The following is a 14,363-nucleotide window of genomic DNA, read 5'->3' as shown; positions in this document are numbered from 1 at the left end:
GAAGCAGTTGCGCGAGAACCGGGCGCACACCAGGGATCACGTCGGCAGTCCGTGCAGGACTCCTGCACGGAGCGCTCGACTCCGGCGGCTGGGCCCGCCGCCGGGTGGCCCTCCCTCGCCGCCGGGGGTGGTCGCGGCGAGGGAGGGCGAGCCGGTCATTTCGTGACGAGTTCCGCTTCGTGGGCCGAGAGCGCGGTCTGCACCACGGTCGTGCCGCGCCGCGTGACGTACTGCGCCCGGCCAGGGGTCAGCACCCGCGGCCGGACCTCGCCGAACACCATGCCTTCCGACAGGGGGCAGGACAGCAGCATCACCGGGGTGTTGACCTCGGTGAGGCGTCGCAGCAGAGGATCGTTGGCGCCGCGGCCGATGCCGTTGGCGCCACGGGCCACGATCAGGTGCAGGCCCAGCGCGTTTCCTTGCGCCAGCGGATCGAACAGTTGCTGGAACAGCGCGTTCGACGACGACGCGACCATGTCGTAGTCGTCGATCACCACGAACACCTGCGGCCCGGTCCACCAGTCGCGCAATCGCAGGCGGGCCGGGGTGATGTCCGGTCCGGGGATCCGGGTCCGCACCGCGCGGGCGACGCCGTCGATCATGTCCCGCACCGAGTCGCCGGACACCGCGTAGCCCAGTCTGTACTCCTGGGGCACGGCGTCGTACAGGCCGCGGCGGTAGTCCACCGTGATGATCCGGGCCTCCTGCGGGTCGTACCGCTGGGTGATCCCGTCGATCACCAGCCGCAGCAGGTTCGTCTTCCCGGACTCCACGTCCCCGACGACCATCAGGTGCGGGTTGTCCTCGAAGTCGTGCCACAGCGGTTCGAGCCGCTGGTCGTCCAGGCCGAGGGCGAGCCGCACGTCCGAGTCCGGCGCGGGCAGTTCGGCCCGGTCCAGTACCACGGGCAGCATCCGGACCGGGGGAGCGGACGGGCCAGGCCAGGCCGCGGCGATCCGGCTCACCAGGGTCTCGACGTGCTCGGCGACGTCGCCCTCCGCGCCGTCGATCGACGGCAGGGAGGTGAGGAAGTGCAGTTCCTTGTCGGTGAGGCCGCGGCCGGGGATCTTCGGGACGGTCGCCGCGGCCCGCATGTTGATCACCGAGTCGACCGGGTCGCCGAGCCGCAGTTCGAGCTGCGTGCCGACCAGGTCGCGCACTGCGCTGATGATCTCGCTCCACCGGCTCGACGCCAGCATCAGGTGGATGCCGTAGTTGAGACCGCGCGAGGCCAGTTCGACGAACGTCGGCAGCAGGTCCATGAAGTCCTGCCGGATGGTGGACCAGCCGTCCACCACCAGGAACACGTCGCCGTGCCGCTGGTCGGCGAACTCGCCCGCCGCCCGTTTGCGCCGGTAGGTGGTCATCGAGTCGATGTCGTGGTCGGTGAAGAACCGTTCCCGGCGCGTCAGCAGCGCGGTGACCTCGCCGATGGTGCGGTGGATGCGCTCGACGTCCAGCCGTCCGGTCACGCCGCCGACGTGCGGAAGTTTCCGCAGGCTCGACAGCGTTCCGCCACCGAAGTCGAGGCAGTAGAACTGGACCTCCGCCGGGGTGTGCGTCAGCGCCAGCGAGGTGATCAGGGTCCGCAGGGCCGTGCTCTTGCCGCTCTGCGGCCCGCCGACGATGGCGACGTGCCCGTCGCTGCCTGCCAGATCGACCAGCAGCGGATCCCTTGTCTGTTCGAACGGCCGGTCCACCAGGCCGATCGGCACGGCCAACGCGCCGACACCGGGCCAGTCCCGCGCGCTGAGGCCGCGGTCGGCGGTCTCCACGAGCGGCGGCAGCAGTTCGTCCAGTGAGCCGGGCGCGTCCAGCGGCGGCAGCCACACTTGGTGCGCGGGGGGACCGCTGTCCCGGAGCCGGTCGACGGCCAGCTCCAGCAGGCTCGGCACCGCACCCTCCGGCTCGGCTTCGGGCACCGGAACCGGCTCGGGCTCCGGATCGCGGCGGGCGGTGAACTTCGAGGTGAACGGCACGATCTGTTGTGCCACCACGGCTTGTTTTACGTTCCGCCGCACCACCCGGTGCGGCCCGGAGACGTACGCCGCCTTGAACCGGTCCAGCGCCGCGGTGCCACTCTTGAGGAAGCCGTTGCCCGGATCGGACGGCAGCTGGTACGCGTCCGGCACGCCCAGCACGCCCCGGCTTTCCATCGCGGAGAAGGTGCGCAGGCCGATCCGGTAGGACAGATGCGATTCCAGCTGGTGGATCCGGCTTTCGTCCAGCCGCTGGGAAGCGAGCAGCAGGTGCACCCCCAGCGAGCGGCCGAGCCTGCCGATCATGATGAACAGGTCCATGAAGTCCCGGTGCGCCGACAGCAGCTCACTGAATTCGTCCACCACCAGGAAGAGCGTGGGCAGGGGAGCCAGCGGTGTCCCGTTCGCGCGGGCCCGTTCGTAGTCCAGTGCCGAGCTGTAGTTGCCCGCCTTGCGCAGAAGTTCCTGGCGCCGCACCAGTTCACCGTTGAGCGCCTCGCGCATCCGGCCGACCAGCGCGGCCTCGTCGGCGAGGTTGGTGATCACCGCGGAGGTGTGCGGCAGACCGTCCAGGCCGAGGAAGGTCGCGCCACCCTTGAAGTCCACGAGGACGAAGTTCAGGATCTCCGAGGAATGCGTGAGGGCGAGCGCCAGCACCAGGGTGCGCAGCAGTTCGGACTTCCCGGAGCCGGTCGCGCCGATCAGCATGCCGTGCGGGCCCATGCCCGACTGGGCGGATTCCTTGATGTCGAGGTCGATCGGCGCACCGGTCGGGCCGACGCCCAGCGGCACCCGTAGCCTGCCGCCCGGCCGTTTCGCCGCCCAGCCCGCCGCGACGTCGTAGGTCTGGATGTCGGTGATGCCCAGCATGGCGGTCAGGTCGAAGTCGGCGTTCATCGGCTCGGCCGATCGCTGCCGCGCGCCGACCCGGTACGGCGCCAGCCGCGTCGCCAGCGCGGTCGCGGTGTGGAGACCGATCCCGTCCGGCCGCCCGAGGTCGCCGGCGACCTCCTTGTTGTGCTGGTCCACCGTGATCAGCTTCAGCGTCCCGCCATCGAGCCGGAACCGCAGTGTCTGCTGATCGTCCTTTTCGGACAGGGCGGAGGAGAGGTCCACGACCGTCGTGTTGCGGTAGCCGTCACCGGCCAGCCGGGAGGTGGGCGGCACGGTGGCGCCGTCGACGAACAGCATCACGCACGGTTCGTGGCTGTCCGGTAGCGCGTCGGGATCGAACCCCGGCCTGATCGCGAACTCGTCGCTGAGCGCGTTCTCCAGCTCCGCGGTCGACTCCACCACGAGCCGGGCCTCGCCCGCGCCGTCGGTCTCACTGGGGTGCAGGTTGTGCGGCAGCCATTTCACCCACTCCCACGCCGCCCGCCGTTCCGGTGAGGCGAGCACGACGATCCGCAGTTCCGCGGGGGAGTGGAAGACGGCGAGGTGGGCGATCATCGACCGCGCGAGCGCCCGGATCGGTTCGGTGTCCTCGCCCTCGGTGCGGATGAGGATCCTGGCGAACGACGGCAGGAACACCGCGACCGGCTGGCCGTCCACGGTGCCGTAGGCGTGGATGAACCGGCGCAGCGCGTGCGCGGACAGCGGCTCCAGATCGTCGACGGGTTTGGTGGACAACGGGTTCAGCCGCCAGGCGAGGCGCTGCGGGCCCCTGGCGATCCGGATCTCCCCGAAGTCCTCGTCCTGCGCGTCGCGTTCCCACATCCGCGACGTGCCCGGCAGCGACCACAGCGACGTCGGATCGGGGTGCCGCCAGGCGAGGGCTTTCCGCTGGCTCGTGACCACTTCACGGACCTTGCGCCGGGACTGGGCCAGGTAGCGGAGGTAGTCGCGCCGGGCGTCGTTGAGTTTCTGTTTGCGCTCGCCCGCACTGCGGCCGAGCTGCCCGACCAGCATGGCCATCGACGACACCGTCATCAGCCCGGCGGCCAGATAGCTGAACGCGCCGTTCTCGCCCGGCCGGACGAACAGCAGCACGGTCGCCGTCGACGACAGCGCCATCGGCAGGTACATCATGACCGCGCCGGCACTGCGCTGGACTTCGGGCAGCGTCGGCGGTTCCTGGATGCTCAGCTCGCCCTCGGGCATTTCCGGTCCTGGCCGTCGCGGCCCCTTGCGGAAGGTGATTACACTCAAGCCAGGATTCCTTCCCTCTCGGACGCGCTGTGGTGGCGGCTCCACAAGAGGTGACGAAATCCGACCACGCGACGGTTCACTCGTGATGCCGCGCGTCGGTCGCCGAACCGAAGGCGTGTGCCATGGCGACCACTTCAGGACTGTGCAAACTCCGGGTCCGTGCCCCTTCCGCCTGCTTCGAGCTGGCGGTGCCGGTCGACATCCCCCTGATCGATCTGATGCCGACGATCCTCGGTCACGCGGGCCGTGAGCTCGCCGAGGAAGGTGTGGACCACGACGGCTGGACGCTGCAGCGGCTCGGGGATCCACCGCTGGACCAGGAAGCCACCGTCGATTCGCTGAACCTGCGCGACGGCGAGACCGTGCATCTGCGGCCCCGCCGCGAGCAGCTCCCGACCGTCCACTTCGACGACATCATCGACGGGCTGTCCACCGAAGCCCGCGGCCGTCCGGACTCGTGGAGCCCGCAGGCGACGCGATGGACGATGCTCGGCTGTGTCCTGGCGTTCGTCGCCTTCGCGTTCGGGCTGCTGGTGTCCGCCCCGGCGGCATGGCCGACGCTGGTCGCGGCCGCCGCCGCGGCGATCTTCCTGCTGGTCTGCTCGGCCACCGCGGCACGCGCGCTTGGCGACGGGACCGCGGCACTCGCGCTGGCGCTGGCAGCGGTTCCGTTCGTCGGCCTGGCGGGCTCGATCGTCCCCAGCGGACCGGAAGGCACGGTGCTCACCGGCGCGCGGCTGCTGGCCGCCTGCGTGGCGGGCGCGGGAGCGGCCGCGCTCGGACTCGCCGCGGTGGCGGGTGCCGCGCCGGTGTTCGTCTCCGTCGCCACCCTCGGCTTGTTGTGCGCCTCCGGCGGCCTGGTGCTGATGCTCGGCGGCGTGAGCGCCGCCGCTTCGGCGACGATCATCGCGGTGCTCGCCGTGCTGCTCGGCGCGTTCGTGCCGCGGATCGCCTTCCGGCTCGCCGGGCTGCGGCTGCCGGGACTGCCCACCAGCGCCCGTGAACTGCAGGAGGAACTCGAACCGCACGCCGGTGACGAGGTCGTCGGCAAGGGCCGCGTCGCGGACGGCTTCGTGACCGCGTTGTTCACCGCGATCGGTGCCTCCTGCGTCGTCTCGATCGAATTCGTGGTCCGGGACACTTCCTGGCAGGCCACCACGTTCGCCGCCGTGCTCAGCACCTTGCTGCTGGTGCACGGCCGTGCGCTCGGCAGCGTGTGGCAGCGGCTCCCGGTGATCGTGCCGGGGGTCTACGGTGTGCTGCGGCTGCTGCTCGCCACCCAGCAGGACTCGGCGAGCCCGCTGCCGATGGTGGCTGGGGTGTTCCTGCTCGCCGCCGTGCTGATCGTGGCCAGGTGGACGCTGCCCGGCCGCAGGCTGCTGCCGCAGTGGGGCAGGCTCGCGGATCTCGCGGAGACCCTCGCGGCGGTGTCGCTGCTGCCGCTGGCACTGTGGCTGCTCGGCGTCTTCGCCTTCATGCGCGGTCTCGGGGGCTGACCATGAACTCGAAGACCGATCAGGTCCAGGCACACAAGTTCATGCTGGGCAGACTGTCGTCGGCCTTGCTGCGGGTCGATCCGGACGCGCCGGAAAGCCCGCTGAACCGGACGTACCGGGGCAGCGTCATCGGCGTGCTGATCGCCGTCCTCGCCTGCCTCGGCACGCTGGTGTTCGGCCTCATCTCACCGGGCGGGAACAAGTCATGGCGGGTGGAGGGCGCGCTCGTCATCGCGGATTCCTCCGGCGCGCGCTTCCTCTACGCGGGCGGCAAACTGCTGCCGGTGCTGAACTACGCCTCGGCCAAACTGGTCGCGGGCAACCAGCTGGTCGTGAAGCACGTCGCCGAGGCGTCGCTGAAGGACGTGCCCCGCGGTGACCCGCTGGGCATCATCGGCGCGCCCGACTCACCGCCGTCACTCGCGGCCGACCCGTGGGAGGTGTGCGCCGTGACCGGCCGTGACCGGTCCGGGCCGACGTCCCTGCGGGTGGGCGGGGTCACCGCGAATCCCCTTGGCGACGACGCCGCGGTCGTGGCCGTCGCCCCGGACGGGGTGAACTTCCTGCTGTGGCGCGGCAAACGTCATCGCGTGGCGACCGAACGGGGCGCGCTCGACGCGCTGGACGGCGTCCTGCAGCTGGTGAGGGCGCCGGCCGCGCTGCTCGACGCACTTCCCGCCGGACCGGACTTCGGGCCGCCCGCGATCGACGGGCTCGGTACCGCGGTGCCGGGCCTCGGCGCGGTCGGCAGGCTGTACACGGTGGCAGGCGAGCCGGCGCAACCTTACGTACTCACGAAGTCGGGGCTCCGGCCGATCTCGGAACTCGACGCGCGGCTGCTGACGGTCGATCCGGAGGTCCGCCGCCTCGCCTACGACGGCGGGGAAGCCGCGGTGGCGTCGCTGCCCGGCCGGGTGGTCAGCGAACACCTGTCCCCGGCCGAACCACCGCCGCCCCTGAAACCGCCGAAGGCGACCACCCTCCACAGTGGACAAGCACTGTGCGCTCTCGTCACCCCGGACGGCGACACGCCGCGCACCCAGGTCGCGGTCGCCGACCGGCTTTCCGGTGCCGGGCAGCCGCCGTTCGACCAGCCCGGTGTCGCGGCGCCCTGTGCGCGGGTCGACCGGATCGCGGTGCGGCCCGGCTCCGGTGCCCTCGTCAGGGCGACGGCCGCGTCGGGGAGGCCCGGCGACGCGCTCTTCCTCGTGACCGACACCGGCGTGAAGTATCCCGTGCCGCCGGAGGGTGCCAAGGCGCTCTCCCTCGACCCTGCCGGGTCCCGCGGTTTGCCGACGACCCTGCTGAACCTGCTGCCGACCGGGGCCGCGCTGGACCCGTCGGTGCTGCGTGACGGGGGCGCGGTGCTGCCCGCGGCCACCACGTGCGGTTCCTGACCAGAGGAACCGGTGCCGCGACTTCTGCCGGTGGTTCCGCATGGTCTCCCGCGCCCGGTGTTGGTGAGCTTGCCCTGGAGCGTCAGCGACACCACGGGAAGGACGACAACCGATGAGCATGCCGCATTTTCAAAAGACCGACTCGGGCATGAAGGGTGGCCTCACGGCCATCGAGGAATGCGAAAGCGAGTGCAAGAGGATCCACGGAGGCGTGACGTCGGTCCGGGCCGACTTGAAGAACGACTGGCAGGGCGCGGCTTCCCAGACCTTCCTCACCCAGCTCGAGGCGTGGGAAACGGATTACGTCCAGGTTCTCGCGCTGCTCACGGAGATCAAGGAAATGGTCAACGCGAGCGACCAGCAGATGAACACCGCCGAGGACGAGATCAACCTGGTGGCGATGTCGTCGTTCGGCGGCGAAAGCGACCGCGTCCTCAAAGAACTGTCCTGACCGGCGTAATCCCCCGTACCGAGAGGAAACGATCATGACCACCCCTTACGACGGTTTCGCGGTCAGCGGCAACCTTCCGCACCTTGCCGAGCGGATGGTCGGGCTGAGCAAGGCGATCGACAACGCGCTGCTCGATCTGGAGAAGTCCATCAAGCCGATGACCGACACCTGGCTCGGTCAGGGTGCGACGTCCTACACGGAACTGCAGCGCAAGTGGCACGCCACGACCAGCGCCATGGAAGGCCGCTTCAAAAAGGGCCACCAGACGTTGTCCATGTCCTTCGAGAACTACACGCGCACCGACCAGAACATCGGGGCGAAGTTCCAGGGAATCTAGGTCGAGGCCGGTCGCGGGGAAAGGAGAAGGAGCATGGCGGACAGCGGCGACATCAAGATCACCATCAGTTTTCTGAAAGATTTCCAGGACAAGGTCCTGCGGAAGATGGTCGACGATCTGCTGAAGGATCCGAATGTCGCGGAGCTGGCCCAGACCGTGAACAGCGCCGCCGGGAAACGGCGGCTGCTGGCGGGTTCCGAGGCGTGGGAGCCCGCCAGGCTGCTGATCGAGAAGTACGAAGCCCCCACCACCGGGACGGCGCCGACGTTGTACAACCAGGTCGACGCGATCCGGAAACAGCTGATCACCTTGAACGAGAACATCTCGTACGTGGTCGACATCGCGGAGAAGGGCGAGGACGAGAACCTCAAACTGTCCACCGAGCTGAACATGAGCCAGCTCGGCGAGATCTTCACGACCACTTCCGCTCCGCCGCCCCCCGGTGGTAACAACGGTGGCACGGGGAGCTGAGCCGCGATGACTTCCGGACTTCCAGGGGGATCGAAGACGCCGTGGGAGGACGTCCTCAACTACTTCACCGGCAGCGGCCCGACGGGTGAGCTGGCGAAGATGCCCCTTCGCGAGACCATCCTGAACGTCCAGTGGCTCAAGTGGGATGTCTGGTCCTCCACCCGGCACTATCACGGCTACAAACCCAAAGGGTGGGACTACACCGTCAACAGCTACTCGACCACGAGAGAGTTCTGGGCGGCGGCCAGCGCGAACTACGAGGCGTTCGGGCCGGTGATGACCGCGTACTACGGCGGCCTGGACGACATCCTCGACTCCATGAACGGCTACTACAACACCAACCCGGTGGCGCAGCCGTCCACGTTCACCAAGGCGTTCAACGCGCTGAACGGTACGAAGTCCCTTCTCGCCGGGATGTCCACCGGTTTGGGTGGCTGGCGGGACAAGGTCGGGAAGAAGGGCGACGACTTCCAGGGCACCGGCGCCGGCGCGTTCCGGGACGTCCTGGACGGGCTTGTCTTCCGGTGCGACAACCTCGTGAGCCAGTTGGGAACGCGGCCTGACGACCTCAAGACAAAAACTCCCGAGGACAATCTCGACACGAAGGATGTCAACGAAGCCGCCGTTGGTCTTCGATGGGCTTTCGACCGGCTTCACCAGGGTTATGCCGAATGGATGTCGCCTCTCTCGGTCCCTTGCCCCACCGCGAAGTTCGACAGCATCACTGTGCCGGGCAACCAGCTGGCCTGGCCGGGTGGCTGCCTGACCGCGATTTGGAACAGCCCGAAATTCACGGCGGATCTGAAAAGCAACAGGTCCACCGACAGTTACTGGGGTTTCGAAGAACGCTACCCGAAAAGCGACCTGCTCGGGGCGGACGCCAGAAGTCCCGCCTTCTGGGAAGGGATCATGGAGGCGGCGAAAGGTCTTTGGACCGACCACATCGAGCGCACGTTGGACGTCGCCGCCAACGCCGTGCTCAAAGACCTTCCCCCGAACTACAGCGCGTTGGGTCTTCTGCTGCCGCAGATCCGGGAGCCGAGGCGGCTCAATCTCCATAAACCGCCGCCGACCACGCCTCCGCCTCCTCCGGGGTCGCAGACCCCGCCTCCGCCGCCGGGGTCGAAGGACGGGCCGCCGAAGCCGCCGCCCGGGCCCAAGGACGGACCGCCGAAGATCCCCGACCCCACCAAGGGTGACAAGGACACCAAGGGGCCAAACGGACCCAACGGGCCCAAGGTGCCGGTTCCGCCGCCGGTGGACAAGAACAACCCCTTGTTCCCGAACCCGAACAACCCGGACAAGCCGCCGCCCGTCGGCCCGAAGCCGGATGACCGGCTGAAGGTGCCGTCGGGGTCGACGATCAGGCCGGACGGCGTCGTGCTCGGCCCGGACAAAAAACCGTTGCTCGATCCGTTCGGGCGGCAGGTCGTCGTGCCGCCGGGTTCCCGGATCGGCCCCAACGGCGACATCATCGGCCCGAAGGGCGACAAGCTCACTGAGAAGGACCGGCTGGCCCGGCCGGATCCAATCAAGAAGGACGGCACTCAGCAGAACGACCTCGATCAGTACCTGAAGTCGTTACGCGGCAACAACGCCCCGTCGATTCCGACGTTGCTGCCCGGGACGCACTCGCCGGTCTCGCTTTCGTCCGGCGGACCGCTGGGTGTCCACAGTGGATTTTCGGGGTCCGCGCCGCATCCGGGGTCGATCGGTTCGGCCGGTGACGGCAAGCCCGAGACGACCACGTCGCCGCCAGGGAAGCCGGTGACGACCGAGGGCGGTCCGTCGCTGGTCAAGAACCAGCAGAGCGGCGGCGCGCCACAGAACGGGATGGGCGGCGTGCCGTTCTACCCGCCCACCGCGGGCGGGGCAGGAGCAGGAGGGGGCGCGGACCAGAACAAGGGCGAACGCGACCGGACGACGTGGCTCGCCGAAGACGAGGAGACCTGGGGTACCGATCCGAAGCTCCCGCCGTCGGTGCTGGGTGCCCGCAAACGCGGCAGGCGGCTCGCGGGACGGGGTGCCGGTGGCCCGAACAACTACGGACAGGGAGGAAACGATGGCCGACTGGCTGGAGGAGCAACTTCACCAGGCTATGGCCACGCTGAAGGATCAGCGTGACCGGATCGAGTCGGCGAAGGCCGAACTCGCGTCGCGGACGACTTCCGCGACCTCCGCGGATCATCTGGTCACGGTGACCGTGGACGCGCAGAACACCGTGGTGGGCATGAAGTTCCACACGACGAAGTACCGCTCCATGCCGCCGGAGCAACTGGCGAGGACGCTGCTCGACGTGCTCGGCCGCGCCCGGCGGGAGATGGCGGACACGGTGGTCGAGGTGTTCGGTCCGCTCATGGATCAGCGTGACGACCTCCGTGCGGCCATGACGGGCACCACCGAGGTCGACAAGGCGTTCTCGGCGCTCTGGAACGAGGCGCCTTCGGACGTCTTCGGCAGGCGAGGGGACTGATCCCGTGATCCTGGGCGGGCCGGACTCGCGGACGTGGAAGTGGGAGCAGGCGCTCAACATCTTCTCCTCGGAACCCAACTTTCCCATCGTGCCCTCGCGGGCGGACATCATCAAGAAGACCTGGCTTTCTTGGGGCACCCACACGCATATCCGCGGCCCGAGCAACAAGATGCCGACGAACCTGATCCACGCCGAGATCATGACGGCCTACACGTCGTACTACGCCACCGCCGACGCGACCCCGGAAATGACCGAACTGGCGGCGACGTATTCGGCCAACATCGACAAGATCGTGAACTCCTTGCGCGACGATTCGAACGACATCGCCAAGCGGTCCACGTTCGAGCGGGCGGCGAACACGCTGGGCGAAACGGCGAACCTGCTGTTCGACCAGTTGTATCCGCTGCAGACCTGGCGGGACAAGACCGGGCACCGCGGTGACGACTTCCAAGGCACCGGCGCGGCGGCGTTCTGGACGGTGCTGGACAGGCTCACTCACCGCTGCACCAACCTGATCGAGCAGATGAGCCGCGAACGCGCGTCCTGGGTCGCGCTGCGGGACGCGATGCAGCTGATGGAACACGTCGCCGGGTTCCTTCACGACGGACGCGAAATCTGGGCGGGAGACAACTCCTTCACCTACGACACCGGGCTGGGTTTCCCGGTCACGGGAACCGGACAGGAGCTGTCCACCCCCATCGGTGTGGTCCGCGCGATCTGGCAGGCACCCGCACTGGTCAAGGACGTCAACAGCCACAAGGCCCACAGCTACTACGCGGACGCGGTGGGGGACAACACGCCGGCGAGCAAGCTCCTCGGCGGCAAGTTCAGCGAGACCGGACCCCGGGAGAAGCTGGAACTGGCGGCGAAGCGGGTCTGGGGCGAGCATCTCGTCCTGGTGGACAGTTGGGGCGCCGGCGCGGTCGGCTTGCTGGAGGCGACCTACTGGACGGCCAGGCAGTACCTACCGGAAATCCGGACACCGGTCTATCTGAACCTTTCCGGTGGCACCGGTGACGGCGGCACCGGCGGGGGTGGCCAGGGGGACAGCGGGCCCGGTCCCAACGGGGGCGACGGCCCGGCCAAGGACGAAGGACCGGTCGTCACCGAGAAATCCTCGGCACCGCCCCCACCTCCGCCACCGTTCATCAAGACCGGTCCTCCCGTTCCCGGCGGGCCGAACACCTCGATCGGCGGGCCGGACCCGTTCCTGAAGGTGCCGACCGGTTCGTACGTCGGCCCGGACGGCGTCGTCATCGGCCCCAACGGCAAGCCCGTGCTGGGCCCTGACGGCAGGCCGATCATCGTCCCGCCGGGCTCGCGGGTGAGCGGGAACGGCGAGATCATCGGCCCGAGGGGCGCCGGGAACCTCGGACAGAAAGACCGGCTGCGCAAGCCTTATCCGGCGCCGGGGGGCGTCCGGATCGGGAGCAACGGGGAGTCGGCGCTGGAACGGCACCTCAAGTCGTTGCGGCGCACGCCTCCTCCGCAGTTGCCGCCGCTGCGCGCACCGGACTCCCTGCCGATCACGATGTCGAGGTACGACCCGCAGGCGAACTTCCACAGTGGACCGGGATCGCTCGGCGGCGGCAGGGGCGGTGTGTCGCCGGAAGTGTCTTCGCCAGGCGGGAAAACGGTGGCTCCGCCCACCACGGGGCAGGGGCAGCTCGGTAATCCCAAGGGCGCTTCGGGCAACGGCGTGCCGTTCTACCCGCCGATGGCCGGTGGCCCCGGCGGTGCGGGGCAAGGGAAGAGCGAACGCGACCGGACGACGTGGCTCGCCGAGGACGAGAAGACCTGGGGCACCGATCCGGCGGTCGCGCCCGCCGTACTGGGCAGACGCGGTCGACGGTCGCGGGCGCCCGTCCAGCAGAGCATGAACCCGGAACACGACTACACGTTCGGGCTCGGCCAGAAACCCGCTGCCGGCCATGGCACGGGCACCACCACCGGATGAGGACGGGGAGACCATGGCGAACTTCAGTGCGGATCCGAGGGCCATGGAGGTCATTTCCGAGGGATACCAGTCGATCGCGGCGAAGATGTACCGGATCTGCGAACTCGGCCAGGATCGCATCGATCTGCTGCTCGAAGCCTGCGGCGACGACGAGATGGGTGAGGAGATCAAAGAGAATCTTCATGCCCCGGCGGCGAAGATCGAGGGTGCCTTCACCTCGATCAGCACGGTCGTCGAGAACCAGACCAACGTGACGAAGGGCATGGCGGCACAGCTCGCCGCGGCGGAGAGCGCGAACATCGCGAACGTCCACAAAGGTCTCAAGCGCTAGTCAACGACCAAGGAAGCGGGAACACCATGCCCACGGAGGCAGATCAGTCCACGGGTGTCGCGGTCGCCGCGGCGGAAGCGGCACCCGCCGTCACGGAAGCGAAGGCGGACACCGAAACCACGTCGTCCGCCACCGAGACCGTCGCCGCGGGCGCGGTTCCCCCGGTCGTGGACGCGAGCACCGCGGCCGAAGGGTCGACGCCGGGCCGGATGCCCAAACCGGTGATCGTCGCGGCGGCGGTCGCCGGTGTCGTGCTGGTCGCCCTGCCGATGGCCTTCGGCGGGCTGCTGGGCGACGACAATCCCGGCGAAGGATCGAAAGACGCCGGATACGCGCAGGATCTCCCGCCGGGCGGCGGGTTCGTGCCAGGCTTGGCGGCTCCGCCGACGGACAACTCCGGTGGCTTGCCGGGAAGTCAACCCGGTGCACAGCCCGGTCAAGCACTCCCGGGGCAGCCGGTCGACGGTGTCCCCGCCGGACAGGCGGGCGCACCAGCCGAAGCGGGGACACCGGCCGTCCCCGGTGTCCCGGCGGGCGGTGGCGGGCCGGGACCGGTGCGACAGCCGCAGAACCAGCCTCAGGGCCCGCCCGCTCCGCCTGCCGCGGCCAAGACAATGTCCTACGAGGGCACGGCGGGCAAGGGATGCGGTGGTGGCACCGGATTCACCGGCGTCGGGGCCTACAGCGACGGCAAGGCGGGCTGGGTGAACCACGGAAACGGCGGCTGCGGCACGTCGTTCGCGTCCGTCCCCATGTCCGGCGACGCGAACAAGGACGACCCCGGCGCGTACGGGTTGTGGACGTTCAACACCGGCCCGGTGACCACCGGAACATGCACTGTCACGGTGTTCATCCCGAACGGCGACCTCACCGCCGTCGGTGGCAGTCCGTCGGTCTACCGCGTCTACGACCGGTTCGCGGTGGAGAAGGGCACCCCGGTCGGGACGTTCCAGGTCGACCAGATCGCGAACCGCGGCAGGTGGGTAAATGTCGGCACGTTCCGGATCAACGGCGCCAAGCTGGCCGTCCAGCTGCTCAACCGGGGCCGGGACTGGTCGGGTTCGAAGAAGACTTACGCGCATCACGCGGCGGCGGCGGTGAAGGCCAAGTGCCAGGCGTGACGCTCGCTTGAAGTACAGGAAGGACTCCTTCCCTGCTTTGCAAGTCAGGGTCTCGGCGAAGTCGAGGTCTTGCAGGTCAGGCAACTATTCGTCGCGGGCTCGCACCGGTGCGGAGCTTGATCAACAGGGGTTCAGGGACATGGCCCCGGCACACGCCCGAGTGGGGAGGATTTGGGACATTGAACGTCCGGAATCCTCCCCG

At 68.9% G+C, this 14,363-nt stretch carries 11 protein-coding genes; 10 read left to right on the top strand and 1 reads right to left on the bottom strand.

The genetic code is table 11. From position 1 onward, the window contains the following. Window positions 1-155 precede the first annotated feature (155 nt). On the bottom strand, window positions 156-4,127 hold the full coding sequence (gene eccCa, locus ACM6LR_RS37235) for a type VII secretion protein EccCa (RefSeq protein ID WP_414945469.1): 3,972 nt from the start codon (window positions 4,125-4,127) through the stop codon (window positions 156-158). Window positions 4,128-4,249: 122 nt separating this feature from the next. Between eccCa and eccD the strand changes: the two genes are divergently transcribed. From eccD to ACM6LR_RS37185, 10 genes are all read left to right on the top strand, one after another. After that, window positions 4,250-5,623 (top strand): type VII secretion integral membrane protein EccD, encoded by a 1,374-nt coding sequence (eccD, locus tag ACM6LR_RS37230; protein WP_414941839.1) that lies wholly within the window; start codon window positions 4,250-4,252, stop codon window positions 5,621-5,623. A 2-nt stretch (window positions 5,624-5,625) separates the two neighbouring features. Further along, the gene (eccB, locus tag ACM6LR_RS37225) at window positions 5,626-7,020 is read left to right on the top strand and encodes a type VII secretion protein EccB (RefSeq protein WP_414941840.1); all 1,395 of its coding nucleotides are present in this window, start codon (window positions 5,626-5,628) and stop codon (window positions 7,018-7,020) included. A 112-nt stretch (window positions 7,021-7,132) separates the two neighbouring features. Continuing rightward, window positions 7,133-7,471, top strand: a complete 339-nt coding sequence (locus tag ACM6LR_RS37220) for a WXG100 family type VII secretion target (protein WP_414945468.1) — start codon at window positions 7,133-7,135, stop codon at window positions 7,469-7,471. A gap of 34 nt (window positions 7,472-7,505) precedes the next feature. After that, window positions 7,506-7,808 carry a WXG100 family type VII secretion target gene (locus ACM6LR_RS37215; protein WP_414941841.1) on the top strand — a complete coding sequence of 101 codons (303 nt, stop codon included), beginning with the start codon at window positions 7,506-7,508 and terminating at the stop codon, window positions 7,806-7,808. Between the two features lie 33 nt (window positions 7,809-7,841). Continuing rightward, window positions 7,842-8,279 (top strand): hypothetical protein, encoded by a 438-nt coding sequence (locus ACM6LR_RS37210; RefSeq protein ID WP_414941842.1) that lies wholly within the window; start codon window positions 7,842-7,844, stop codon window positions 8,277-8,279. A gap of 6 nt (window positions 8,280-8,285) precedes the next feature. Beyond that, on the top strand, window positions 8,286-10,403 hold the full coding sequence (locus ACM6LR_RS37205) for a hypothetical protein (protein ID WP_414941843.1): 2,118 nt from the start codon (window positions 8,286-8,288) through the stop codon (window positions 10,401-10,403). Continuing rightward, window positions 10,378-10,752 (top strand): YbaB/EbfC family nucleoid-associated protein, encoded by a 375-nt coding sequence (locus ACM6LR_RS37200; RefSeq protein ID WP_414945467.1) that lies wholly within the window; start codon window positions 10,378-10,380, stop codon window positions 10,750-10,752. The genes ACM6LR_RS37205 and ACM6LR_RS37200 overlap by 26 nt, the downstream gene beginning before the upstream one ends. 4 nt (window positions 10,753-10,756) lie before the next feature. Then, complete coding sequence (locus tag ACM6LR_RS37195) at window positions 10,757-12,709, top strand: hypothetical protein (RefSeq protein ID WP_414945466.1); 1,953 nt, start codon at window positions 10,757-10,759, stop codon at window positions 12,707-12,709. A gap of 13 nt (window positions 12,710-12,722) precedes the next feature. Then, complete coding sequence (locus ACM6LR_RS37190; RefSeq protein ID WP_414941846.1) at window positions 12,723-13,040, top strand: hypothetical protein; 318 nt, start codon at window positions 12,723-12,725, stop codon at window positions 13,038-13,040. 26 nt (window positions 13,041-13,066) lie between these two features. Continuing rightward, window positions 13,067-14,161, top strand: a complete 1,095-nt coding sequence (locus ACM6LR_RS37185; RefSeq protein ID WP_414945465.1) for a hypothetical protein — start codon at window positions 13,067-13,069, stop codon at window positions 14,159-14,161. Window positions 14,162-14,363: the final 202 nt, after the last annotated feature.

This window comes from Amycolatopsis sp. cmx-11-32, assembly GCF_047608695.1.
Classification (GTDB): Bacteria; Actinomycetota; Actinomycetes; order Mycobacteriales; family Pseudonocardiaceae; genus Amycolatopsis.
Note: the sequence above shows the minus strand (reverse complement) of the source record. Positions and strands in the feature narration are given on the sequence as shown.